Source organism: Gilliamella sp. W8145 (assembly GCF_016101145.1).
Lineage (GTDB): Bacteria > Pseudomonadota > Gammaproteobacteria > Enterobacterales > Orbaceae > Gilliamella > Gilliamella apis_A.
Genome location: NZ_JACFRC010000001.1, coordinates 664,005 through 688,606, shown reverse-complemented (window position 1 = coordinate 688,606; position 24,602 = coordinate 664,005). Strand labels below are relative to the sequence as shown.

Sequence of the window (24,602 nt, the reverse complement as noted above, 5' to 3'; positions counted from 1 at the left end):
TAAAAGGCACTAAATCTTATAATTAGGTTTAGTGCCTTTTAATTTTTCTATTAACAACATCATTTTTTTTATGTTAAGATTTGTACTCTTGTAATATAAACTAAATAAATGGATGTTATGAAAAGATTTAAATATTCTTTGCTTTTGGTATGTAGCCTTTCTTTGGTTGGTTGCTTTGAATCAAGCACTACAGGAAAATCTGTAAAACGTTTGATTGATAACCCAACAGACAAGGAAATAAAAGTAGCAATTGATGGTAATGAGTTAGCTATTCCCGCTAAATCAAGCGTTAAATATGAATTTGAATATGGTAAACATCAGTTGACTTATAATGGCCAATCATTAAACTTTTTAGCTAAACCTTCAACATTTAATAACACTGGATTTATCAATCCAACTCAATCCAATTATTATATGTATCGAACATATTATACGAATAGTCAAGAAAATTACGAAAGTAGAATTAAAGATCATCTTAAAACGTTCGAAGTGACTATCAATGGTGAACCTCATGAGATAGAACTTCCTATTAAAATTATTAATGATGTATTTATTGAAAGAAATGACGATAGATATGAGAATGCATGGGATTATGGCATAAATGATAAGTTACCAGATGAAATAAGAAGTAAAGGTATTACTAAAAAGGATAAATTGTTTCGTGAAGCTGATTTTATTGATTATCTAGCTGAATCTGAGGAAGATCTTAAGACAATACAATTTCCAAACCAACCAAAGAAATATGCTGATTTAACTAAATATATTGTTCCCGATATTAATTTAGATAAAATTAAATGTGATGAGGGGCGAGAATTTGTAAAACAACATTTAGCTGATTGGAATAACCTTTTCACCTTAAAAGGAGATGATTTGACTAAATTATATAATCAAATAAAATCCGATGAAACTTTCAGAACAAAACACGATATCATGAGAAGATGTGTTGGAGATATAGATCCAGAACACACATATATGTATGCTACTAGAGAAATTGAATCGGCATTAGAGGATAGTGATGAATTAAATCTTATTATTATTGAATGATTACTTAATTATTGATTGATAATATATTATATGTGGCACCTAATTGTTCAATTAGGTGCTTTTTTCTTGGTAAGTAAAAAATATTATTTAGATAAATATTTTCAGGATTGACAGCAGTTAATTAGCACAATTTGTAAATAATTTTATTGATATAACTCACATAAATTATAAAAAAACTTTTGGTTAAAGTTAAATCGATATAGTATTAATGTGATATTAATAATAGAAAGGAATATCTTATGAATAAAACTAAGTTGAAAATTGTCGCATTGATTAGTGGAATTATTCTTAGTACCTCTAGCGCTTTTGCCTCACTTGATGATGCTAAACAACTAAAAATCATTAGTTATAACGTCTATAATGGTATGAAGTTAGATGAGAGTGAAGGGAAACAGAAATATATTGATTGGGCCAAAGCACAAGATGCCGATATTATTGCTTGGCAAGAAATGAATTTTTTTACTCGTGAAAAACTTGAAAAATTTGCAGCTAGTTATGGTCATAAATATGCGGTTCTTTTAAAAGAATCACCAGAAGATGCTGCTTTTTTCCCTGTAGCTATTACTTCAAAGTATCCAATAATTAATGTTAACAAAGTCGTTGATAATTTGTGGCATGGGGCACTCTATGCAGACATTGGAAATTATCATTTTGTAATTACGCATATGAATCCATTTTGGACGGCTAAACGAATTGATGAGATTAATTTAATTATCGATTCAATCAAATATAGTCGTGATCCTAAAGGGAAATGGATAATTGCCGGAGATTTGAACTCGTTTTCACCGGCAGATAAATCTGACTATGATAAAAGTACCCTTTTAGAGGATATTAAAGAAAAGCAAAAGAAAAGGCCAATTTTAGAAAATCTGGTTGATGGTAAACTAAGTTATACTGTACAACAAAATCTTCTTGATGCTGGTTTTATTGATGCATTAAAAATTAAGCATAAAGAATTTGTCGCAACTGCACCAACTAAAGTATTTTATGATCAAGCATCAGTTCCATTACGCTATGATTATATCTATGTTTCACCACCACTTAAAAATAATGTCATTGATGTTGAAGTAATAAAAGATGATTTTACGGACAAATATTCCGATCATTATCCTGTTCAAATGATCATAAAAAATAATTAATATTAATCGAACTTATTTATATAAAATATATTGATAGATTAAACGGGCAAAAGCCCGTTTTTTTATTGTGTTTATCTATTTTAAAAGACTAGAAAAATAATCGTTACTTTTAATCCCAATAAAATTAAAAAATCATTTTCTAGCAACAAATACTGCCCGCATTGGCGCAGGATAACCTTCTACTGTTTTGGATAAATCGTTCGGATCTAAAAATTCCGCTAATGAATCTGATTCCATCCATTCTGTTTTGCGTTGTTCATCCAAACTGGTTTTGGATATATCAACCATTTTTATATCTTTAAAACCACATTTATGTAACCAATTTATCATGGTTGGTACTGATGGAATAAAATAGACATTTCGCATTTGAGCATAACGTTCACCAGGCATTAATGCTTGATGTTCGGTTCCCTCAATAACCAATGTTTCGAGTACTAATTCGCCACCATCAGCTAATTGATCTTTCAATTGATAAAGATGATCAAGCGGTGAGCGACGATGATATAATACTCCCATTGAAAAAACCGTATCAAATGCGTTTAATTTTGGTAATTCCTCAATGCCTAATGGAAGTAAGTGAGCTCGCTGATCATTGCCTAATAGTTTTCTTATTGCTTCAAATTGGCAAAGGTAAAGAGCCATTGGGTCAATACCAACAGCAAGTTTGGCTCCTGCACCAATCATACGCCATAAATGATAACCACTATTACAACCAACATCGAGAACTGTTTTACCTTCTAAATTATCGATATGATTAATCAATCTTTGCCATTTCCAATCGGAACGCCATTCAGTATCAATATCAACGCCATAAATATGAAAAGGGCCTTTACGCCATGGCATCATGGTTTTTAATAATTGTGTGATACGTTGCTGTTCGCCAGAAGATAATGGTTGCGCTGTTTTTACAGTTACACTATGTAATAGATCAACTTGAAAAGGAGTAATTGCAGGCAAGTGCTTTATACTATTTATCCATTGACTAAAACGGTTATCTAAATTTTGTTTTTGCCAATTAGACAATTGCGCTGGTAAAACTTCAAGCCAATTTTTAAGCTTATTTTTTGCGATAATTTGGTAAAAATCACCAAAATCAATCATTCTTTTTTCCTTTATAATCAAATTAAATCTAGAGGTTATTTGATAGCAATAATCGAGCCAAAATTAAAACATTGAAACCAAGTATCAACATGCTCAAACCCTGCTGTTATCAGACGTTGTTTATGGGTCGCAACGGTGTCTGTAAGCATGACATTTTCTAGCATATTACGTTTTTGGCTTATTTCCAATTCACTATAACCATTGGCTCTTTTAAAATCATGATGCATATTAAATAATAATTCATCGACAGTTACATCACTAAAACTAAACTTTTCCGATAAGACTAATATGCCATTTGGTCGCAAAGCTTGATAAATATTATTTAAAACCCGTTGTCGATTTTCGGGAGTTAAAAATTGTAAGGTAAAATTAAGAACTACCATTGATGCATTTTGCATATTTACATTACAAATATCTTCACATATAACATCGACAGGCGTATTTGATTTATAAGCATCAATATGTTTTTTGCATCGTTCTACCATAGGTAATGAGTTATCAATAGCGATAATGTGACAATTTTCGTGTTTGATATTACGGCGAATGGCGAGAGTGGCAGCGCCTAACGAGCAGCCTAAATCATAAATCATGGAGTTAGGTTGTACAAATCGGTCAGCTAGCATACCAATCATTGATATTATATTCGAATAACCGGGTACCGATCGTTGCACCATATCAGGGAAAACTTCGGCAACTTTTTCGTCAAAAGTCCAATCACCTAATTTGTCGATCGGAGTTGAAAATAGCTGGTCTTTTTTGGTATCCATAAAAGTTATTGGTACTATAGAATCTAATTCTGTTATCATACCATTTTTTGCGTCCAATTGTTCGAGTAATTATGACTTTTGTTGATTTTATAGCCATTTTTGCAACGATTATTATCACTATTTCGGTCACATTTTTATTAGGAAAACGCTGGCAGTTTTGGTTTAACCTTCAGTTAAGCGGTTATGGTCGAATTATTTATTGGCTGACTATTGGTTTGGCCGGTGGATCGTTAATTCTTGCTAGAGTATTAAATGATATTTTAACCTCGGGATTACATCTGTTTCTGCTAACGATTTCTGGTTTGATGATCTGTAGTGTTTTTATAACACTCATTTTTGAAATTGTTTATCGGTTTTGTAAAAAGCAAATTAAGCCCAATCTTTGGCATAAAATCAGTTTTATTATTGCGGTTGTGGCTTTGTTTTGTTTTGGTCATGAAATGGCGATAAATCCCAAAATAGTTGATTACCAGGTTGTAATTAATAAATCAGCCAACGTTGATCATCTAAGAATTGTGCAACTTTCTGACATTCATATTAATGAGCATACCTCTGCAAGTATGATTCAAAACATGATTGACAAGGTAAATAGCTTAAAGCCTGATTTTATCGTGATAACTGGCGATACATTAGATAAACGATTAAAACCTTTCGTCGAAAATGGATTTATTGAACAGTTCCAACAATTAAAGTCGAAATACGGCAATTATATTATTTTTGGCAATCATGAATATTTAGGTACCCATGATAATAATAATCGTGAAGAAGATATCATTAATGCATTCAAACAGGCGCATTTAAAAGTTTTAAAAGATGATATTGTTTATCTTGATGAGGTTGGCATTACGTTGATAGGACGTGATGACTTTTCATCATATAAGTACGATGTTAAGCGTGCTTCACTATCAGATTTAATCATGTTTTCTGATACTGATAGACCAATAATTTTATTAGATCACCAACCACGAGATATTAAAGATGTTGCTGAACAACAAGTAGATTTAATGTTATCTGGACATACTCATGGTGGTCAAATTTTTCCTATCAATATATTGGTGGCGATGATGTACAAAAATGCCAATGGAATTTATCACGATACTGATCATCATTTCACCAGTATAGTCAATAGCGGTTACGGATTTGGAGGCCCACCAATTCGATTAATGACTCGCTCTGAAATCGTTGTAATCGATGTATCTTTTGTCAACAAAACTACCATTCAATAGATTATCTTAAATAGGAAGCGTATTTTGAATTATCAATTTATTATTAGTAATGATGAATTATCCAATTATTGTCAAAAGATCAAGAATAGTAGTGCTATAGCATTGGATACTGAATTTGTACGAACTAGGACTTTTTATCCTCATTTAGGGCTGTTACAGGTTTTTGATGGTAAACATGCCGCCTTAATTGATCCGCTTAATATTAACGATTGGCAGGAATTCTTAGTGATTTTAACCAATCCTAAAATTGAAAAATATTTCCATTCCTGCAGCGAAGATATTGAAGTGTTTCTACATACATTTAATTGTGTTCCTTCTCCAGTAATTGATAGCCAAATTTTAGCTTCTTTTTTGGATAATCCAATTAGTAGTGGTTATGCAAGTTTAGTTAATAAATATCTTGGCGTTGAGTTAGATAAAAGCGAAACACGAACTGATTGGTTAAAACGCCCTTTGACAGAAAAACAGTGTGATTATGCTATTAATGATGTTTTATATCTGTTTCCATTAATGAATAGTTTAAAATCTCAGCTTATATCGATTGATTATTTAGCGGCTGCTTATCAAGAGTGTCAAAATGCAATTGCACGTAAATGTGAAACATTTGATCCTCAAAAGGCTTACTTAAATATTAAAAATAGCTGGCAATTGAAAGGGGATAGTTTAGGGCAATTAGCTAAACTTGCTTGCTGGCGTTATCAATTTGCCAAAACTCACGATATAGCGTTGAATTTTGTGGTACATGAAGAGATTTTATGGAAAATAGCTCGTTATCAACCAACTTCTTTAGCTGAACTGGATAAATTGGGTATGAAAGGTAAAGATATCCGTTCATATGGCCAAACAATTTTGGATATATTGCTTCAACCTATACCTATTATTCCGGCAATTCAACGTATTAATAGTTATCCAAATTATAAAAATATTGCTGATTTATTGAAACAAATTGCTGAAAAAATAGCATCACAAACAGGACTTAATAGCGAATTAATACTTTCAAGACGATTAATCAATCAGTATGTAAAATGGCAAAATGATAGGAAAGGTGAAATTCCAGAAATTCTGTCAGGATGGCGAAAACCATTATTTGAACAATATGACCTGCCTAATTGATTAAATCATAATGGAAGAATGACAAAATTTTAGTTAAATGGTGTCAAATTACATTGACACCAATCTCTATATTAAGCTAGTTCACTTAGCATCGATTCAACAATTTTTGATGATTGGGCTGCAGCAAGTTTTAAAAATGATTGAAAATCAACTGCCGATTCATCATCTCCATTATCAGAAATTGCTCTCACCACCACAAAAGGTACTTTAAATAACCAACAAACATGGCCAATAGCGGCAGCTTCCATTTCAACGGCGATTGCATCAGGAAAAGTTTGCTTGATCCGTTCTAAATTGCTTTTACCATTGATAAAGGCATCACCACTGCCAATTGAGCCATCAACAGCATTGACCCCATGTTTCTTTATACATTGTTTAGCTAATGATTGATAATTAATATCAGCAGCAAATGAAACAGGGCAACCTGACATTTGACCAGGTTTATATCCAAAGGCGGTTAAATCAACATCATGATAAAATACATCTTTTGATACAATAATATCACCGATATTCAGTTCCGTTGACAGCCCACCCGCTGAACCGGTATTAATGACTGCATCAACTTGATAATTATTTAATAATAATGTTGTTCCTGAGGCTGCAGCAACTTTACCTATGCCTGATTGTAATAATACAATTTCACAATTGGCTATTTTACCAATATGAAAATCACATCCTAAATGACGCTCTAATTGATAATCGGTAATTTTACTCTTTAGTATGGCTACTTCTTCTTCCATAGCAGCGATAATAGCAATTTTCATATGGTCCTCTTGGCTTATTAACCGTATATTTATTTTAAATGTGCTATCATAATTGCTGTAAGTTAACTTGACAATAAATGAATATAACGGAGATAAAATTTGCGTACAATTTTTATAACGGGTTGTTCTAGCGGTATTGGATTGATTTCAGCTATCGCATTGAAAAAACGAGGTTATCGTGTCATTGCATCATGTCGAAAAATAGCAGACCAACAAAAATTAATTGAGCAAGGTTTTGAAACCGTTTTGTTAGACTTAGACGATGCCAATTCAATTAATCAAGCTGCACAACAAGTATTAACCTTGTGTGAGGGTAAATTATATGCATTATTTAACAATGCTGGATTTGGCGTTTACGGCCGTTTAAACACTATTAGTCGATCACAATTAGAATCACAGTTTTCTACTAACTTTTTTGGTGTTCATCAATTGACTCAATTACTATTACCGGCAATGATTGAACAAAATGAAGGTAGAATAATTCAAACTAGCTCGATTGTTGGAATAGTCGCAACACCAGGAAGAGGCGCATATTCTGCCAGCAAATATGCTTTAGAAGCATGGTCTGATGTACTGCGTTTAGAGTTAGCTCACACCAATATTAAAGTTTGTTTAATCGAACCTGGTCCATTGAAAACCTATTTTTCAAACAATGTAAATCAGACCGAAAAAGAAAAAATAGTAAAAAATCCACCTATTGCCAAACGCTTTACGTTAGCTCCTGAAGCGATATTACCATATTTGTATCACGCATTAGAGCATAACAAACCAAAAATACGTTACAGGGTAACAAAAGTAACTAAACTGGCGACAATAGCTAAACGTTTGCTTCCAGATAGATTAATGGATAAAATTTTACAAAATAAATAAACAGTTAAACATATTTATAGGATAGATTATGTCAAATCAATTTATTTTTGATGTTAATGAACAGAATATTCAAGAAATTATCGAAAAATCAACCAGTAATCCAGTGTTATTCTATTTTTGGTCACCAAGAAGTCCTAATTATCAAGAAATGACAGATACGTTAACCAAATTAGCAACACAACATCACGGACAATTCATTCTTGCTAGCGTAAATTGTGATGAACAACAAATGTTAGCAGCTCAATTTGGGCTTAGAGCAATTCCAACCGTTTATATGTTTCAAAATGGTCAACCTGTTGATGGTTTTCAGGGGCCACAAAATGAAGAAACTATTAAAACTTTTTTAGATAAAATTTTACCCAATGAAGATGAACTGAAGCTTATTGAAGCACAACAATTATTTAATGAAGGCCAATATGCGCAAGCATTACCTTTATTAAAACAAACTTGGACTGTACTTAAAGATCATTTAGGCAAACCAAGATCAGATATTGCGTTAATGTTAGCGAAAAGCCAAATAGAACAAAAACAACTAGCTGAAGCAAAGGAGGTTTTGACAACTATTCCATTGCAAGATCAGGATACAGCATACCACGGTTTACAAGCCGAAATTGAGTTACTCGAACAAGCAGCGAATTCACCTGAATTACAGCAATTACAAGCTGAATTAGCTAAACAGCCAGATAATGTTGAGTTAATGATTCAACTTTCATCGCAATTAATGCAGGTTGGCCGGCACGAAGAAGCCTTAGAACTGTTGTTCAAACCTTTAACAAAAGATCTGAATGCTGGCGAAGGGCAGGTGAAGAAAACTTTACTAGATCTATTAGCAGCTTTAGGAACGAATAACGCACTTGCTAGTAGCTATCGCCGTAAGCTTTATACGTTATTATATTAAAATTGCTAAAACCAAAGCTTGAAGGATTTTGGACGCTTTTTTATGAGCTACTGGATATTAGGGACGAATATCACAACCTAGAAATATATGTCGCAGTAAAGTTAATGAATTCAAAAATCGCGGGAAATTGAATTCTAGATAGTTAGGTTAAGCTATATAAAATGAAGAGATTCAACAATTGAGCATTGTTGAATCTTTTTTGTTTAGTGTTCGATAACGCGAGGAAAGTTTTCAATACTGCGAAGGGTTAGAACTTCAACACCATTATCTGTAACTAAAATCGTGTGTTCATATTGGGCTGACAATCCATGATCTTTGGTTTTAACTGTCCAACCATCTTTCATGGTACGAGTACGCCAATCCCCAGTATTTACCATCGGTTCAATAGTAAAGGTCATACCTGGTTTTAAAATCACACCACCATCGTCAGCATCATAATGTAAAACTTGTGGTTCATCATGATATACTTCACCTATACCATGACCACAATATTCACGAACAGAAGAAAATCCAAATTTATCAACATATTTTTGAATTGCTTTACCGATTTCTTTTAATCTGATCCCTGGTTTAATTATTTTAATGGCTTCGTATAAACTCTCTTGTGTGACTTGACATAGTTTTTCTCCGGCAACAGTTGGTTTTCCTGCAATGTACATTTTTGATGTATCCCCATGAAAACCATCTTTAATTACCGTCACATCAATATTAAGAATATCACCATCTTTTAACTTTTTATCAAAACTTGGAATACCATGACATACTACATCGTTAATTGAAATGCAGCTGGTATGCTGAAAACCATGATAACCAATGTTGGCAGGAATAGCCTTTTGCACATTAACAATGTGTTCATAACAGATCTTATCTAGCTCACCAGTGCTAATACCTGGTTTGACATAAGGTTCAATCATTTCTAAAACTTCTGCTGCTAATTTGCCAGCGATTCGCATTTTTTCGATTTCAGCGGGGGTTTTTAACTTAATAGACATTAATGAGTTCCTATAATTTGCATGGCAATATCCTATCATATACCGCTATTTCGTCAAATCATAGCTATTGATAAATCAAGTATAACGATTAAATTTAAGATTTTTGTTAAAAAATTTTGAGGAAAGGGGTTTTTGGACATAAAAAAAGAAAACTAATACAGCTTAAAACCATTTAATTATATAATAATGCATTATAAAAAAAGGTTTTCATAAAATGCAATGTAGCTATTATCAAGAAAATAAATGTTTGTCTTGTCATAAAATAAATCAACCATATAAGTCTCAACTAAATGAAAAGCAAAACCAATTAATTGAAACTTTAGCAAAGTTTAATCCTAAAGAAGTTAAAGATCCTTCTGCTAGCCCTGAATTAGGTTTTCGTAATAAAGCTAAAATGGCGGTGCTAGGCACGGTTGAAAAACCCATATTGGGTCTTCAAAATGATAACCAAATTATTGATCTGTGTGATTGCCCGCTTTATAGCGTAAATATGCAAAGTATCCTAAAAATGGTTCGCACCTATATCCGTAAACAAGGATTGGTCCCTTATAATATTAATAAGCGGAAAGGGGAGTTAAAATTTGTCATTATTACCGAAAGTGTTATCGATGATAAAAGCCACTTTATGCTGCGATTTGTGTTGAAATCACATGTATTTGTCGAGAAAATAAGAAATAGTTTGCAAAATTTACTCGATAAGATAAATAATCTACAAGTCGTATCGATTAATATTCAACCTAACCATGCCGCTATATTAGAAGGTAATGAAGAGTTAATTTTAACAGATAATCCTTTTCTAGAATTTAGGTTGAATAGCATACCACTTTATATAAAATCAAAAAGCTTCTTTCAAACAAATAGCTATATTGCTGAAAAACTATATAAAACGGCTAGTGATTGGCTGGCGAATTTAGATGTAAACTCTATATGGGATCTCTTTTGTGGTGTAGGTGGATTTGGTTTGCATTGTGTTCGTCATGCTAATAACGATAATATTCAATTAACAGGAATTGAAATTAGTTCTGATGCTATTGAATGTGCATCAAAATCTGCTAAACAGCTAGGTTATGACAAACTTAATTTTGAATCCTTAGATGCCACTAAATATGCAACCCATCAAAAGCAGACGCCTGATTTAGTTTTACTTAATCCACCAAGACGAGGGGCAGGTAGAGTACTGGTCGAATACTTGGAAAATATACAACCCAACTATATTTTGTATTCAAGTTGTAATTTGTCATCATTAGCACAAGATCTACAATTATTGACTAATTACCAAATGACCAAAGTGCAATTATTTGATATGTTCCCTCATACATCTCATATGGAAGTGCTAGTTTTGTTAGAAAAAATCAGATAAATCATTACTAATATAGGCTAGTTTTTATAATAAATATTAATAAATCTAGCCTAACCAATTTTGTGAATTCTTTTGTTCTTACCTTTTATTTTTATCATATAAAGATTTCTTATCCTGATTCTATTCAATTTTTATAATTACAGCAATAACATTAAATGATAATCATTAACAAATGTTAATAATTATTATTAACATTGATCATGTTTATAATTTTTGCTAGATTAATGGGCCAAAAATGATAATTATCAAATATTGGGGCATTGGTTAAAGCAGTTCATTAATCTAATTTTGTGGTGAAAAATGAAAATAAATAAGATATTTCTAATGATGTTGGCGGCTTCAATACCTTTCCCTGTATTTGCTGATAATGATGATATAGAAACAATTACGGTTACGGCGAGCAGACAAAAGAAAGCTAAATTGGCTATCCCTGAAACGGTTAATGTTGTGACTAAGAAAAATATAGATGATCATCAAATGTCAACGATGGAAGATTTAGTTAGATATATGCCAGGTATATCGGTAAATCGACAAACTTCTGGTACCGATCCTTTTGGGAATCTCGGTGGAATTAGAATACGTGGCATGTCGGGTAACCGTGTTCAGTTACAAGTAGATGGCTCAAGGGTTATTGAAAGTATACAAGACGGAAACAGAAATTTTATTGATTTATCAAATATCAAAACCGTGGAAGTTATTCGTGGACCAGGATCAGTTTTATGGGGAGCCGATGCAGTTGGTGGTGTTGTGGCATTTAAAACATTAGATCCTAGTGATTTACTTAAAGGCAGATCATATGCAGTTAGAGTTAATGGTGGTTATGATAGTTTGAATAAACAAAATACTAAAACCGGTATGTTAGCTGTTGAACTAATGTCTAATTTAGAAGGTTTATTAAGTTTTAGTCGTCGAGATTATCAAGAGGCGAGATTAAGCAAAGCTAAAGCGAATGGTGGTATTTGGGGATGTCCGCGTGGAGAAGATGCCATTCGATGTAATAAATTAAACCCTTTAGATGCGAAAGCAGAAAATATGCTCACTAAACTGGTTTATCATAATGATAATCGGGAAACAAAATTAACATATGAAAATTTTCGATCTAACTCGTTTGTAAAACAGCTATATGATTACGGTTTGCAATCTAATGGATCTTTCAATGGTGATTATCGAAGAACGCAAATACAAACTCGTAAAAGGTTTGCCATCGATGATAGTTGGATGCCATCATTAGGGTTTGTGGATCAAATTAAAACCATGCTCTCTTATTCTCCTCAAGAACGTTATTTAAAATCACATCGTCAGCAAAAAGATAAAAAACAAAATCCGATTTATACCTATACAACTAATGATTATAAAGAAAAATTCTGGCAATTGGATTTACAATTGAACTCAAACTTTGACTTTTTAAACAGTAATCATGATTTAGTTTATGGTTTTCAGGGCGATATTACCCGCAGTTACTATCGTAATGCAAGTACAAAAAATGGTATAAAAAGCATTGGTGGAGGGTTTAATTTTGCTAATTCTAAAACACAAAGAGCTGATATCTATTTTCAAGATGAATTTCATTTGATTAGTGAACGATTTAAAATTAAGCCAGGTGTCCGCTATGCAACTTACAAAATCAAACCCAATCCAGATAGCCATTATGCGGTAATCAAAGGAAAAGAACCTCGTGAGGTTACATCACATCGTTTTATTCCTCAATTAGGTGCTTTGTTTAACATTAACGATCAATACTCAGTTTATGCTCGTTATGCTGAAGGTTTTAAAATGCCAACAGCTCAACAGTTATATACTTCTTTGCCATCATTTAGCATGAATCTAATCCCTAATCCTAAATTGAAGCCAGAAAAAGTAAAATCATATGAAACAGGGTTAAGAGGCGATTTTTCTAAAGGCTGGTTTAGTGTAGGCTTTTTTAAAGCTGATTATAGTGATTATATAAAGAATTTTATTCGTGTTGGACCAAAAGATTATACCTATAAAAATTTATCCAAAGTTAATCTTTGGGGTATTGAATCATCGGCTGAATGGCAATTTTATCCAAATTGGACATTAAATGCGTCGACTTCGTATCAATATGGTAAAAAACAAGAATCACCTGGACAGAAAAAATCTTATTTTAATGATGCCATGCCATTACAAGGTAATCTAGGTCTAAAATGGCATCTTCCTGATTTCAATTTTGATACTGAAGTATTAGCTACATTTTCTAAAGCGGTTTCACATGTATCCAAAGATAGCTCGTCTTCAGATGAAGTATTTAAGCCAAGTGGTTATGCCATTTATAATGCTTATTTAAATTGGCATCCAAGCAAGAATATTACTATTAGGGGTTCAGTATTAAATATCTTCGATCGTCGTTATTTTAAATGGCCTATGTTTAGTAGTTATTATAAAAATCCGCAAACTAATGTAAAAGTGACGAATCCTATCGAGTTACAAACAGCGCCAGGAAGAACATTTGCCATAAGTGCGGTTATAAATTTCTAATAATTAAGGATGATTACTACTATCAAAATTTTAATAACGATATTGATGGTAGTAAATAGAAAAAATATTTAGTTTCGAGAATATAAGTTTTGCAAACATTAAAAAATATCATATTGCTTATGAAGCTCTGTTTCAAATCCAAGCAAGGAAAGTTAGGTTTTGGTTATGCTTTTATTATTATAAGTTTAAATATTATTCTAATCAGAATCAGTCTAGAAATGATTAATTGGAATAAAAACTTTTATAACGCATTAGAAAAGTACGATATGCAAGCGGTAATAACGCAATTATTAGTTTTTATCATGTTAACTTTTTTTGGTGCAATTACCTATTTGATCATCGAGTATTTAAGAAAAACATTGGTTATAACTTGGCGTAAAGTTTTAAATGACACGATAATAAATCATTGGCTCAATCATAAAGCCTATTGGTTTATAAATAATAATCAAGCAAACATAGACAATCCAGATCAGCGTATTTCTGAAGATTGCCTTTTATTTATCGAAAGATTAACTAACGAAGGATTTTCATTTATTACACAATTTATAGGTCTTTTTTCATATTTTATGCTTTTATGGCAAATAACCGATAATTTTGTTTTAGAATTTAGCCTATTCAATATTGATATAAGCATTTCACATTATCTAATTTGGTTAGCCCCTATTTATGTCATTTTAACTTCATATGTTGCCCACAAGTTGGGAAGCCCATTAAAAAATTTACTCATTCAGCAACAACATTTAGAAGCAAATTACCGTTTTGTTTTAACTCGATTTAGAGAAGCGAAAGAATCTATTGCATTATTAGAGGGAGAACAGGTTGAACAACAACAATTTGATCAACATTTTGATAGCATTGTAAAAAATTGGTATAAACTGATTAAACGACAATTTATTTTAGGTTGTTTTACACGTCCTTACTATTTAACAGTGTTAAGTATTCCGACCTTTTTTTCTCTACCAATCTATTTAATCGGTAAAGTTAGTTTGGGATCATTGATGCAAATTAGTAAATCATTTAGTAATGTAGTGACTAATTTATCTTGGTTTATTTTCAATTATAATAAACTGGCCGAACTGATTGCCTGTAGTTATCGTTTAAGCCAATTTATTCAACAGTCTGAAAAAGTCTCTTACCAGTTTAAACAACTTAATCAAGTTGAAAATGGAGATGAATGTTTATTATTGGAAAATTTAATCATAAACAAACCTGATGGAAAGATTTTACTAAAATTACCTGATCTCCATATTAACAAAGGGGAGTCAGTTGTTTTATCTGGTGCATCGGGTATAGGTAAATCAACACTTTTTAAAATAATATCTGGTCTTTATCCATATTATGATGGAGTGGTCAAGGTTCCTAAATTTAAGAAACTTTTTTTATCACAAAATGCTTACTTTCCTATGGGAGGATTGGCTCATGCAGTAAGTTATCCAGAACCATTGTTTGAGAAGGAGCTTACTGTTATTAAACAACTACTATTAGATGTGGGTTTTTCTTCTGAAAATATTGATAAAAATTTACTTAATGATAATTTAAATACACTTTCTGGTGGCGAAAAACAACGTTTAGTTATTGCGAGAATTTTAATGCATAAACCGGATTGGATTTTTATGGATGAAACCACCAATGCTTTAGATAAAGTAGCCGAAAAGCAATTGCTAAAATTGTTACAGACTAACTTACCAACAAGTAGTTTTATTATAATTTCTCATAGTGATATATCGAACTACTTTAATAAGTGTTATCAATTAAATTTATCGTGATTTTAAAAACAGATTATTTAACAAAATATTAAAACAAATCAAGGAGTAATTATGGCTGAGTCCAAAAATGATGTTGTGCAAAAAACAATAGATGATTTACATGTAACAATGCAAACTATCATACTTTCAACAATCACCGAAACAGGAGAGGTTGATACTAGCTATTCACCTTATTTCTTTGACGGTAATGACTATTACATCTTAATTTCAGACTTAGCACCACATAGTAAAAATATCAAAGCTAATTCAAACATATCTTTTTTAATTATTGATGATGAATCTAATACTAAGAATATTTATGCTCGTAGAAGATTGTCTTTCCATGCTTCGGCAACTATTGTTGAAAGAGGATCTGAACAATTTGATTCTGTTGTCGATCTGCTAGCTAAAAAAGTGAGCAAAATGGTTTATATGTTAGCTGAAATGAATGATTTTAATTTATTTAAATTAACCCCAAAAGAGGGTAGATTAGTAGTTGGTTTTGGTAAAACCTATATTATCGATCCACAAAATAAAACGGTAATACCAGTAGATGAAGATTATGTCGCTAAGCAAAAACAACAATCTACTAATTAATATCATTATCTAAGCATTATCTATATTATTGCCATTACTTATTAACTCATTAATGGCTTTTTTCATCACTCCACTTTTTGCTTAAATGTTTTAAATAATAGTTTTTTTATTTTCGATTGAGGATTCATATTCTTAAAATAGCTTCACTCAATCAAGAAAACTGCCTATCTAAAGCAGTAAACTATGTTAAAATTGAGCCAACATAAACTGAATTTAGGATAGTTAATATTATGGTTCCTGATGTTTCGAAAGCTCTCAGTTGGTTAGAAAAACATTATACTATTTTACAAGGCATTCAGAGAGGCCTTGAACGTGAGACATTACGGATTTTACCTGATGGTTCGCTGTCAAAAATGCCGTTTCCTGAAAAAATTGGTGCTGCATTAACTCATCCATGGATCACGACTGACTTTGCAGAATCTTTATTAGAGTTTATTACTCCAGTTAATACCAATATCGATTATATGTTAACTTTTTTACGAGATTTACACCGTTATGCCAGTGTAAATATTGGTGATGAGTTAATGTGGCCACTGAGCATGCCTTGTTTTGTTGCCAAAGAAGATGACATTATCTTAGCTCAATATGGAAAATCTAATGAAGGACGTTTTAAAACGGTTTATCGTGAAGGTTTAAAAAATCGTTATGGTGCCATGATGCAAACTATTTCAGGGGTTCATTATAACTTTTCATTACCCATGGCATTTTGGCAAGCAAGAGATGGTGTTAAAAACAGTGAAGAGGGTAAGGCTGTTATTTCGGAAGGTTATTTCACTCTAATTCGCAATTACTACCGTTTTGGTTGGGTTATCCCTTATCTATTTGGTGCATCGCCATCAATGTGCTCGTCATTTATTCAAGATCCAGAAAAAGCAAAAGCTTTCATCGAACAAACTAATGGTAACTGCTATTTACCTTATGCCACATCATTACGATTGAGTGATATTGGTTATACTAATAATGCCCAGAAACAATTAGGGATCACCTTTAATCATCTAGATACTTATGTTGAAGGTTTAAAGCGGGCTACCAAGACAAAATCAGCCGATTTTGGCAAATTAGGCATTAAGGTTGATGGCCATTATCGACAATTGAATGATAATGTATTACAAATTGAGAATGAATTTTATGCACCAATTCGACCGAAACGAGTTCCAAGATCTGGGGAATCACCATCTGATGCTTTACTACGTGGTGGCATAGAATATATAGAAGTTCGAGCACTTGATGTTAATCCATTTTCACCAATTGGTATTACCGAGGAACAAATTCGATTTATCGACCTATTTTTAATTTGGTGTGCTTTAGCGCCTGCTCCTGAAATGAGTAGTGCAGAGCTAGAATGTGCAAAATTAAATTGGAATAGAGTGATTATTGAAGGCCGTAAACCAGGATTAGAAATTGGATTAGGTTGTGATAGCTATCGACAACCGTTAGCTAAAGTAGGGCATGAACTTTTCAAAGATTTACTTCGAGTCGCTGATGTACTTGATCATCAAGACGACAAACAACAATATCGAAAAGTTTGTGAACGGCTTGATCTTATGTTTGATCAACCGGAATTGACATTATCGGCGAGAACTTTAGCCGCTATTAGTGATTTGGGAACAGCCAAATTTGGTTTAGCTTTAGCTACTCAATATAAAAAACAACTTAGCTCAGAACCTTTATCGGTTCTAACTGAAGATGATTTTAATCAACAACGAATGTTATCGATTGAAAAACAACAGAAAATAGAACAAAATGACACTATGTCCTTTGATGAATATTTAAAAGAAAAAATGAACAGCTAAAATGTTTAAACATCGCGATTATACATTACGATATCAAGGAAAAAGTGATGTTGAATTAATATTACCAAACCATAAAATTATGCATAATGAACCGTTAATTGGCCAACAACCTTTTTCGGTTTTGGTTTGGAATATTTTTAAACAGAAGAGGGCGGATTGTATTAATATCCTCGAGCAATATGCTCATCAAACCAAGTTGATATTATTACAGGAAGCTCAAACCACCTCACAATTATTAAATTTTATTGCTGAAAATAATAAAATTGCTGATCATGTACCAGCCTATAGTTTAAACGATATTTATGCTGGAGTTATGACAATAACTGACACAACACCAACACAAATTTTATCCTTTAGAGAAAGAGAACCATTCATTCGCGTACCAAAATCAGCATTAATTACTCTTTATCCAATAAAAAATTCAACGCAACAACTTTTAGTTGCTAATATTCATGCTATTAATTTTAGTCTAGGGGTGAAAGTTTACCGACAACAAATCTATATGTTATTGAATTATATCGAACAACATCAGGGGCCGGTAATTTTGGCGGGGGACTTTAATGCTTGGAGTCGGCAACGATTAAGCCTACTTTATCATTTAATTCGTTCAATAAATCTTAAACCAGTTAATTTCTCTAATGATATAAGAAAAACATTTTTAGGTAGGCCACTTGATTTTGTATTTTATCGAGGATTGAAGCTTAATGCGGCTAATATAGTCAATACAGCCGCATCAGATCATAATCCATTATTTGTGAAATTTAAATTGGATTAGAATTGACCAAATTGATCGTTAAGATGTCACCTTCTTTAACACGCATATTTTTTAATTTATTCCATTGCAAAAGATCGGTGATTTTAACTCGGTAATTTTGAGCGATAGTATAAAGGTTATCACCCGCTTTAACTTGATAAGTAATCTGTTTTTTGCCACCATTCAACATTGATTTGGTATCTTTCGTATTGGTACCTGTATATTGAATAGTAGTAGATTTTATTTCAAACGGCATATTGTTATGTGGAACATCTTCTAAAAGTTCAGTCACTTGATTAACAACTAAATTTTCAGATTTTAACTTTTTAAATAATTTATCTGCATGAGAATAAGGTACCAATAGATGGAAAGGGCCATTTACTGTTTGTTGTACATAACCTGCATTGTATGTCATTAAATCGTTAAGTGATAATTCTGAATATTGCGCTATTTTAGCTAGTGATACGTTTTTAGACATATCGATTCTAACTAATGAATTTTCATAATTACAATCAGGTAATTTAATACCATATCGTTTATTATTTTTAACAATATCAATGATAGCTAATATTTTCGGCACATAATGCATTGTTTCTGCCGGTAAATCTAACGACCAATAATCAGTTGATAAACCTTTAGCTTTATTTTTATCAATAGCTCTTTGAATTCTACCTTCACCAGCATTATATGCGGCTAATGTTAACAACCAATCGCCATTAAATCGATTATTAAGGTTTTGTAACAAAGAGATTGCAGAACTTGTTGATGCAATTAGATCTCGACGGCCATCAAAACTGCTACTACGTTTTAAACCATATTCTTTAGCAGTAATAGGTACAAATTGCCATAAACCAGCAGCTTGAGCAGGAGATGTGGCTAAGGGATCGTAAGCACTTTCTATTAATGGGATTAAAGCTAGTTCGACCGGTAATTTATTTTTTCGTAACTGATTAATGATGTAATATACATAAGGCTCAGATCGTAACGCAATATTTTCAAATCCTTTTGGATTACGTAATAAACGTTCGCGTTCGGCAACAACTCGGCTATTATTTGGTACATTAACGTTAATTTGCGTTAACATATAACGCCAAGGATTTTGCGTAACTGAAGCGTAATTAACACCACCACTTTTAACGCTAGAATTAACTATTGATTTAGTATTATATTTTTTTGAGCCAGCGTTGTATCGTGAACCATGATTCTGACACCCCACTAAAAAAGCACATAACACTGTAAATATTAATAATTTTTTCATTAGATTATAAGTTAGGACATTAATTTAAGCTGATTATTATACCTAAAAAATGTCCTTTTGGCTCCTAAAAAAAGTAAACAACTCTAACTCATTGTTACAATTAAATTTATTTTGTAAGTTTTTTTCCTCACAACGTAAAAATAAGTTGATCTGTTTTTCTTTGGTTAAAATAGAAGGCAAAGTAATTTTCTTTCTGCAGGTAAAATCATAATACTCACGGATAACTTGATCCCCAGGAACCAGCATTTGAGTAAAATCTAAATTAGTTAAGGTATATTCATGTCCTGCACAAATAAGGGTATCATCAGGTAACTGCTTTAATTTATTCAGTGAACTTAGCATTTGCTTATGATCACCTTCAAAAATTCTTCCACAACCAGCGGAAAACAATGTATCTCCACAAAATAAATAAGGCTGACAATAATAAGCTAAATGTCCTAATGTATGTCCCGATACTGAAATAACCTCATATCGAAAATCAGCAATCAATAATTCATTGATGTTTTCGAGATGGTTAATCTGCAAATTAATTTCACTTGGCCCAAAAGCTTCAATATCGGGATAAGCTGCTTTTAGCTCAGTTACCCCACCAGTGTGATCGATATGGTGATGAGTGAGTAAAATTGCAAGGGGTGCTAAGTGATATTTTTTTAGATAACTTAGCACTGGAGCTGATTCACCCGGATCCATTATAACCACCTGTTTATTAGCATTTTCAAGTAACCAAATATAATTATCTTTTAGAGCAGGGATAATATGTAGCTGATACATTGTTATTATACCTTTATTTTATCGGATTAATCAGTTAATGATGCTTCAAAAATAGTATCGTGTAAGGTAGGTGATTCAGCTTGCGTTTTGGCGATAACATCACAGCGTTCGTTCTCAATATGGCCTGCATGGCCTTTTACCCAAATCCATTCGATAGTATGTAGCTTAGCTAATTCATCTAAACGTTGCCATAAATCAACGTTTTTCACTGGTTGTTTTTTAGCGGTTCTCCAGCCGTTTTTTTTCCAACCATGAATCCAATTCGAAATACCATTGCGTAAATATTGGCTGTCAGAATAAAGCTTAATTTGACAGGGTTCTTTCAGTAATGCTAACGCAACAATGGCAGCAAGTAACTCCATACGATTATTAGTGGTGTTGAAATAACCTTGAGCTAGTACTTTTTCATTTTGTTTGTATTTTAAAATCGCTGCATATCCACCAGGTCCTGGATTACCCAAACAAGATCCATCAGTGAATATTTCAATACTTTTTTGCATATGTGGCCTAATTTATAAACTTTTATCGTGATTATTTTTCGAGAAATTTTGGCTTAATATAAATATTAATAAACCATTATTAATGTTGTATCAATCATTGACTAAAACAGTGTAGGTATCAACATCAGAGCGTTTTGGTGTTAGACTATACCACTAATTTGTTAAATTCCCAATTATAGATAAAGAAGAGTATATTGTGATAACACATTCAACCCGCCAAATTGTATTAGATACAGAAACTACAGGTATGAATCAAGATGGTAATAATCATTATGAAGGTCATAAGATTATTGAGATTGGTGCAGTTGAGGTATTAAATCGACGATTAACAGGAAATCATTTCCATGTTTACATCAATCCAGAACGCTTAATTGATGAAGAAGCCTTTAAAGTTCATGGTATCAGTGATGAATTTGTTAAAGACAAACCGATTTTTAAAAATATTGCGCATGATTTTATTAAATTTATAGATGGTGCTGAATTAGTTATTCATAACGCCTCGTTTGACGTTGGCTTTATGGACTATGAGTTTCGCCTTTGTGGGTTAGACTATAAAACAGCAGATCACTGTATTGTTACCGATACATTAGCTATGGCTCGCCGTCTTTTTCCAGGTAAACGTAATAATTTGGATGCATTGTGCGAGCGTTATCAAATTGATAATTCACATCGTACCTTACATGGAGCCTTACTGGATGCTGAAATACTTGCTGAAGTTTATTTAGCAATGACCGGAGGACAAACCACTTTGGCATTTAGTTCGGACGATAATTTATCTGCATCAATGACTAATAATGCCGTGAAAAAAATTGAACGTAGTGGGATACCGCTAACAGTAATTAAAGCTAATGAAGCAGAATTAGCTGCGCATGATTCAATTTTAGAAAAAATTGATAAAAAAAGTGGTGGAGCGCTTTGGAAAGTACATTAATGATTGTTTTCTATTCAATTGAACATAATTTTTAAAATTTATATTGACGAAAATAATAATAATCTTTAATATCACGCCTACTTTAATCTTCTGCATTAAAGAGTCTAAAAAGCGGAGCGGTAGTTCAGTTGGTTAGAATACCTGCCTGTCACGCAGGGGGTCGCGGGTTCGAGCCCCGTCCGTTCCGCCAATTCTTAAAAGTTTTACTCGCTTTGAGTATAATTCAAAAAACTTATATAAAACCATCTAATCTATATAAAACTTATAATGTTTCTGAATTAATTTTAACTATATTTCAATACTATTTTTGTATCTTTTTTTGTTCCAATTTTAAATATATGAGATATCACGTCAAGAAACTAGCTTAGCCGTAATCTTTTGATTTAAATTTTCTATAGCTACTTATATCTAGTCTTTCTCTAAAGAATATGGCTAGAGCTTAATAGTTCTGTCATTTGATATTTAGTGGTAACTTTCTCTATCTATTTATGTTATCTTCAACAATTATTTACGCAAATTAAAGTTATTCGAATTGATTTAAATATGTTAAAGAAATCGCTATTTATTTTTCTAGGAGGGCTTTCCTTTGTATTAGGAACAGTAGGCATTTTTGTTCCTATTTTACCTACTGTACCTTTTTATTTGCTTACTGCATATCTATGGTTAAACAGTTCTGATCGCCTGTACAACTATTTTACCCAAACTCATTATTATCAAACCTATGTGCAGAAAATGCTTATTGAGAAAAAAGTATCAAAGACAGGATTGATAAAAATGTTAACCATGGTTTTCATCATTTTATTAATTCCATTTATTTTATTTGATTCTTTGCATGTCAGAATTATTTTAGCAATAGTCTTCTTTGCACATGTTATTTTTGGTGGGTATTATTTCCTCAAGAAGAGATAATATAGTTGTTGGTAGGAATAAAATTACAGGGTAAATAAGTTACCCTGTAACAATTACTTAGTAATATAGTGAGATAACTGATAACTATTTAAGACTTTTTTTAATCTCAATAGCTAATAATGGATTCCACATTGCACCTGTAGCACTCATCACAGCATCAGCGCCATTTTGAATAAATTGATGATAATGTTCACTATTGCTGACACCACCAACGCCAATAATGGCAAAATTTAAATCCAGTTGTTGACGATATTTTGCCAAACGACTCACCATATCAAGTCCTGCCCAACGGATTGCATCACCACATATACCACCTTCTTTACGGTTTTCACCTAGTGCCGGATGTCCACTTGCATCTACCGGTTTTGCCGAAAGGGTATTAATAGTACTTAATCCGTCAATGATTTTTCCGACACGAGTTAATAGAGATATAATGCGTTCATCATCAGGAAAATAGGCTAATTTTAATATAAGAGGGCGATCTGGTACCGCATTCTTAATTTCATTCACAATTCGTTCTACTTTATCGACATCAAAACACAGTAGTTTACTTGCTCCTTCGTTTGGACAACTCAAATTAGCTTCTAATATAGGCGCATTAGTTTCTCTCACTAATTTAGCCGCTAAAGCATAATCTTTTTCTATCTCACCATTACCTTGGGTACCTTGGAAACTACCTATCACACATTGTCCAGCGCCAGCCGCATTTACCGCATCAGCCATATCAGGTTGCCAAATATCCGGTGCAAACGATGGCACACCAAAAGAATTAGTAATGGATAAAGGTTGATCGTAGTTTCTATCAGCCAACACAGTATCTAGGTTAGGTGATAACTTGCCGTTAGGATGAACAGACAAAACATTCGGTAATGGATGACATTTGTGAAACTTGGTTCTAACCGTTTTATAAACACATAAGTCAAATCCATAAGCAAAAGCAGCTTTGATATAATTAGCATTTAGTAACGGACCTGCAGGCTGACCAAATGGAAGATTAACATCGACATTTAAAAATTTTGTTGGTTTAGTTGCGACCTGTTCAGCCTTATCTAATTCAGCAAAAAGTCCAAAAGGGCCTTGAGCATAATTATCTTCGTAACTTATGCTTGGATTATAAAAAGGGATCAAAGGTTTCATGCTATCTCCTGTCTATGGCTATTTTTGATGTGATTTTGGTTTAAAATTTGATATAAATTCGAAAAGTTAAAGTTGCAGACATAAAAAATCCTCCATAAAGGAGGATCAATATTCAAAAGAAAAAGACAATTCAATTTTATTTTTGCTATTGGTCTGTGTGTTTGAACCACAATCATAATCAAATTCTCTTTTCTAAAATTGCTAAGCATTCTAGCCGAATATAAATAAAGTTCAAGTGCTATATTGATAAAAATATATAAGTAAATGAAATGGTTACAGTGTTTTTTTTTAGACTATCAGCTTTGAAGTTGTTGTATAAGTCAACAAATACCGCAAAAAATGAACAGTCATTTTTTGAGATTTGACAATTTTTGCCATTAAATCTCTAAAAATATTTGATATTTTTCTGTCGAAAAAATGATATTTTTTGACTAATG

Annotated in this window: 22 protein-coding genes and 1 tRNA gene; 15 read left to right on the top strand and 8 right to left on the bottom strand. The window is 32.3% G+C overall.

What is annotated here, in order from left to right; genetic code table 11:
- The first annotated feature begins 117 nt into the window (after positions 1 to 117).
- Complete coding sequence (locus H3T80_RS03105; RefSeq protein WP_198199933.1) at positions 118 to 1,044, top strand: hypothetical protein; 927 nt, start codon at positions 118 to 120, stop codon at positions 1,042 to 1,044.
- 239 nt (positions 1,045 to 1,283) lie between these two features.
- Entirely contained in the window at positions 1,284 to 2,183 is a 900-nt protein-coding gene (locus H3T80_RS03100) for an endonuclease/exonuclease/phosphatase family protein (RefSeq protein ID WP_198199931.1), read from the top strand.
- A 132-nt stretch (positions 2,184 to 2,315) separates the two neighbouring features.
- On the opposite strand, the gene cmoB is transcribed toward H3T80_RS03100, so the two are convergent.
- Together cmoB and cmoA are read right to left on the bottom strand one after the other, a co-directional pair.
- Complete coding sequence (cmoB, locus tag H3T80_RS03095; protein WP_198199930.1) at positions 2,316 to 3,284, bottom strand: tRNA 5-methoxyuridine(34)/uridine 5-oxyacetic acid(34) synthase CmoB; 969 nt, start codon at positions 3,282 to 3,284, stop codon at positions 2,316 to 2,318.
- A 35-nt stretch (positions 3,285 to 3,319) separates the two neighbouring features.
- Positions 3,320 to 4,090 (bottom strand): carboxy-S-adenosyl-L-methionine synthase CmoA, encoded by a 771-nt coding sequence (cmoA, locus tag H3T80_RS03090; RefSeq protein ID WP_232350082.1) that lies wholly within the window; start codon positions 4,088 to 4,090, stop codon positions 3,320 to 3,322.
- Between the two features lie 32 nt (positions 4,091 to 4,122).
- Here cmoA and H3T80_RS03085 point away from each other — a divergent pair, with 32 nt between their 5' ends.
- Together H3T80_RS03085 and rnd are read left to right on the top strand one after the other, a co-directional pair.
- A complete protein-coding gene (locus H3T80_RS03085; RefSeq protein WP_198199929.1) occupies positions 4,123 to 5,277 on the top strand; it encodes a metallophosphoesterase in 1,155 nt (384 codons plus the stop codon).
- 24 nt (positions 5,278 to 5,301) lie between these two features.
- Positions 5,302 to 6,390, top strand: a complete 1,089-nt coding sequence (gene rnd / locus H3T80_RS03080; protein WP_198199928.1) for a ribonuclease D — start codon at positions 5,302 to 5,304, stop codon at positions 6,388 to 6,390.
- Positions 6,391 to 6,461: 71 nt separating this feature from the next.
- Here rnd and H3T80_RS03075 read toward each other — a convergent pair whose 3' ends face one another.
- Complete coding sequence (locus H3T80_RS03075; protein ID WP_198199927.1) at positions 6,462 to 7,154, bottom strand: 5'-methylthioadenosine/adenosylhomocysteine nucleosidase; 693 nt, start codon at positions 7,152 to 7,154, stop codon at positions 6,462 to 6,464.
- Between the two features lie 99 nt (positions 7,155 to 7,253).
- Between H3T80_RS03075 and H3T80_RS03070 the strand changes: the two genes are divergently transcribed.
- Together H3T80_RS03070 and H3T80_RS03065 are read left to right on the top strand one after the other, a co-directional pair.
- Positions 7,254 to 8,024: an SDR family oxidoreductase gene (locus H3T80_RS03070; protein WP_198199926.1), complete on the top strand. Its 771-nt coding sequence runs from the start codon at positions 7,254 to 7,256 to the stop codon at positions 8,022 to 8,024.
- A gap of 28 nt (positions 8,025 to 8,052) precedes the next feature.
- Positions 8,053 to 8,922, top strand: a complete 870-nt coding sequence (locus H3T80_RS03065; protein ID WP_198199924.1) for a co-chaperone YbbN — start codon at positions 8,053 to 8,055, stop codon at positions 8,920 to 8,922.
- Between the two features lie 203 nt (positions 8,923 to 9,125).
- Here the strand turns inward: H3T80_RS03065 and map are convergent, their stop codons facing one another.
- Positions 9,126 to 9,914: a type I methionyl aminopeptidase gene (map, locus tag H3T80_RS03060; protein WP_198199921.1), complete on the bottom strand. Its 789-nt coding sequence runs from the start codon at positions 9,912 to 9,914 to the stop codon at positions 9,126 to 9,128.
- Between the two features lie 214 nt (positions 9,915 to 10,128).
- Between map and rlmC the strand changes: the two genes are divergently transcribed.
- From rlmC to H3T80_RS03030, 6 genes are all read left to right on the top strand, one after another.
- Positions 10,129 to 11,274 carry a 23S rRNA (uracil(747)-C(5))-methyltransferase RlmC gene (gene rlmC / locus H3T80_RS03055; protein WP_198199919.1) on the top strand — a complete coding sequence of 382 codons (1,146 nt, stop codon included), beginning with the start codon at positions 10,129 to 10,131 and terminating at the stop codon, positions 11,272 to 11,274.
- 300 nt (positions 11,275 to 11,574) lie between these two features.
- Entirely contained in the window at positions 11,575 to 13,770 is a 2,196-nt protein-coding gene (locus tag H3T80_RS03050; protein WP_198199918.1) for a TonB-dependent hemoglobin/transferrin/lactoferrin family receptor, read from the top strand.
- A gap of 119 nt (positions 13,771 to 13,889) precedes the next feature.
- Positions 13,890 to 15,536 carry an ABC transporter ATP-binding protein/permease gene (locus tag H3T80_RS03045; RefSeq protein ID WP_232350133.1) on the top strand — a complete coding sequence of 549 codons (1,647 nt, stop codon included), beginning with the start codon at positions 13,890 to 13,892 and terminating at the stop codon, positions 15,534 to 15,536.
- A 51-nt stretch (positions 15,537 to 15,587) separates the two neighbouring features.
- Positions 15,588 to 16,112: a HugZ family protein gene (locus tag H3T80_RS03040; RefSeq protein ID WP_110447840.1), complete on the top strand. Its 525-nt coding sequence runs from the start codon at positions 15,588 to 15,590 to the stop codon at positions 16,110 to 16,112.
- Between the two features lie 230 nt (positions 16,113 to 16,342).
- The gene (gene gshA / locus H3T80_RS03035) at positions 16,343 to 17,905 is read left to right on the top strand and encodes a glutamate--cysteine ligase (RefSeq protein WP_198199914.1); all 1,563 of its coding nucleotides are present in this window, start codon (positions 16,343 to 16,345) and stop codon (positions 17,903 to 17,905) included.
- Position 17,906: 1 nt separating this feature from the next.
- Positions 17,907 to 18,680 (top strand): endonuclease/exonuclease/phosphatase family protein, encoded by a 774-nt coding sequence (locus H3T80_RS03030; protein WP_198199912.1) that lies wholly within the window; start codon positions 17,907 to 17,909, stop codon positions 18,678 to 18,680.
- Here H3T80_RS03030 and H3T80_RS03025 read toward each other — a convergent pair.
- The 3 genes from H3T80_RS03025 to rnhA form a co-directional block, all read right to left on the bottom strand.
- Entirely contained in the window at positions 18,667 to 19,875 is a 1,209-nt protein-coding gene (locus tag H3T80_RS03025; RefSeq protein ID WP_198199910.1) for a transglycosylase SLT domain-containing protein, read from the bottom strand. The two genes, H3T80_RS03030 and H3T80_RS03025, sit on opposite strands and share 14 nt — an antisense overlap.
- Before the next feature lie 84 nt (positions 19,876 to 19,959).
- Positions 19,960 to 20,688 (bottom strand): hydroxyacylglutathione hydrolase, encoded by a 729-nt coding sequence (gloB, locus tag H3T80_RS03020; RefSeq protein ID WP_198199904.1) that lies wholly within the window; start codon positions 20,686 to 20,688, stop codon positions 19,960 to 19,962.
- Between the two features lie 26 nt (positions 20,689 to 20,714).
- Positions 20,715 to 21,188, bottom strand: a complete 474-nt coding sequence (rnhA, locus tag H3T80_RS03015; protein WP_110447845.1) for a ribonuclease HI — start codon at positions 21,186 to 21,188, stop codon at positions 20,715 to 20,717.
- 196 nt (positions 21,189 to 21,384) lie between these two features.
- On the opposite strand from rnhA, the gene dnaQ reads away from it, so the two are divergent.
- The 3 genes from dnaQ to H3T80_RS03000 all read left to right on the top strand — a co-directional run bounded on the left by dnaQ (position 21,385) and on the right by H3T80_RS03000 (position 23,028).
- A complete protein-coding gene (gene dnaQ / locus H3T80_RS03010) occupies positions 21,385 to 22,119 on the top strand; it encodes a DNA polymerase III subunit epsilon (protein WP_198199903.1) in 735 nt (244 codons plus the stop codon).
- A gap of 113 nt (positions 22,120 to 22,232) precedes the next feature.
- A tRNA-Asp gene (locus tag H3T80_RS03005) sits at positions 22,233 to 22,309 on the top strand.
- Positions 22,310 to 22,584: 275 nt separating this feature from the next.
- Complete coding sequence (locus H3T80_RS03000) at positions 22,585 to 23,028, top strand: YbaN family protein (RefSeq protein WP_198199902.1); 444 nt, start codon at positions 22,585 to 22,587, stop codon at positions 23,026 to 23,028.
- A gap of 84 nt (positions 23,029 to 23,112) precedes the next feature.
- Here H3T80_RS03000 and H3T80_RS02995 read toward each other — a convergent pair whose 3' ends face one another.
- A complete protein-coding gene (locus H3T80_RS02995; protein ID WP_198199901.1) occupies positions 23,113 to 24,165 on the bottom strand; it encodes a hypothetical protein in 1,053 nt (350 codons plus the stop codon).
- Positions 24,166 to 24,602 lie beyond the last annotated feature (437 nt).

Excerpts from the sequence above, each read along its gene's own strand:
- gshA (WP_198199914.1), top strand. The coding sequence starts at position 16,343 with ATGGTTCCTGATGTTTCGAAAGCTCTCAGTTGGTTAGAAAAACATTAT.
- H3T80_RS03085 (WP_198199929.1), top strand. The coding sequence starts at position 4,123 with ATGACTTTTGTTGATTTTATAGCCATTTTTGCAACGATTATTATCACT.
- map (WP_198199921.1), bottom strand. The coding sequence starts at position 9,914 with ATGTCTATTAAGTTAAAAACCCCCGCTGAAATCGAAAAAATGCGAATC.
- H3T80_RS03100 (WP_198199931.1), top strand. The coding sequence starts at position 1,284 with ATGAATAAAACTAAGTTGAAAATTGTCGCATTGATTAGTGGAATTATT.
- cmoA (WP_232350082.1), bottom strand. The coding sequence starts at position 4,090 with ATGATAACAGAATTAGATTCTATAGTACCAATAACTTTTATGGATACC.
- H3T80_RS03105 (WP_198199933.1), top strand. The coding sequence starts at position 118 with ATGAAAAGATTTAAATATTCTTTGCTTTTGGTATGTAGCCTTTCTTTG.
- cmoB (WP_198199930.1), bottom strand. The coding sequence starts at position 3,284 with ATGATTGATTTTGGTGATTTTTACCAAATTATCGCAAAAAATAAGCTT.
- H3T80_RS03040 (WP_110447840.1), top strand. The coding sequence starts at position 15,588 with ATGGCTGAGTCCAAAAATGATGTTGTGCAAAAAACAATAGATGATTTA.
- rnhA (WP_110447845.1), bottom strand. The coding sequence starts at position 21,188 with ATGCAAAAAAGTATTGAAATATTCACTGATGGATCTTGTTTGGGTAAT.
- H3T80_RS03030 (WP_198199912.1), top strand. The coding sequence starts at position 17,907 with ATGTTTAAACATCGCGATTATACATTACGATATCAAGGAAAAAGTGAT.
- H3T80_RS03050 (WP_198199918.1), top strand. The coding sequence starts at position 11,575 with ATGAAAATAAATAAGATATTTCTAATGATGTTGGCGGCTTCAATACCT.
- H3T80_RS03045 (WP_232350133.1), top strand. The coding sequence starts at position 13,890 with ATGAAGCTCTGTTTCAAATCCAAGCAAGGAAAGTTAGGTTTTGGTTAT.
- rlmC (WP_198199919.1), top strand. The coding sequence starts at position 10,129 with ATGCAATGTAGCTATTATCAAGAAAATAAATGTTTGTCTTGTCATAAA.
- H3T80_RS03065 (WP_198199924.1), top strand. The coding sequence starts at position 8,053 with ATGTCAAATCAATTTATTTTTGATGTTAATGAACAGAATATTCAAGAA.
- gloB (WP_198199904.1), bottom strand. The coding sequence starts at position 20,688 with ATGTATCAGCTACATATTATCCCTGCTCTAAAAGATAATTATATTTGG.
- H3T80_RS03075 (WP_198199927.1), bottom strand. The coding sequence starts at position 7,154 with ATGAAAATTGCTATTATCGCTGCTATGGAAGAAGAAGTAGCCATACTA.
- H3T80_RS02995 (WP_198199901.1), bottom strand. The coding sequence starts at position 24,165 with ATGAAACCTTTGATCCCTTTTTATAATCCAAGCATAAGTTACGAAGAT.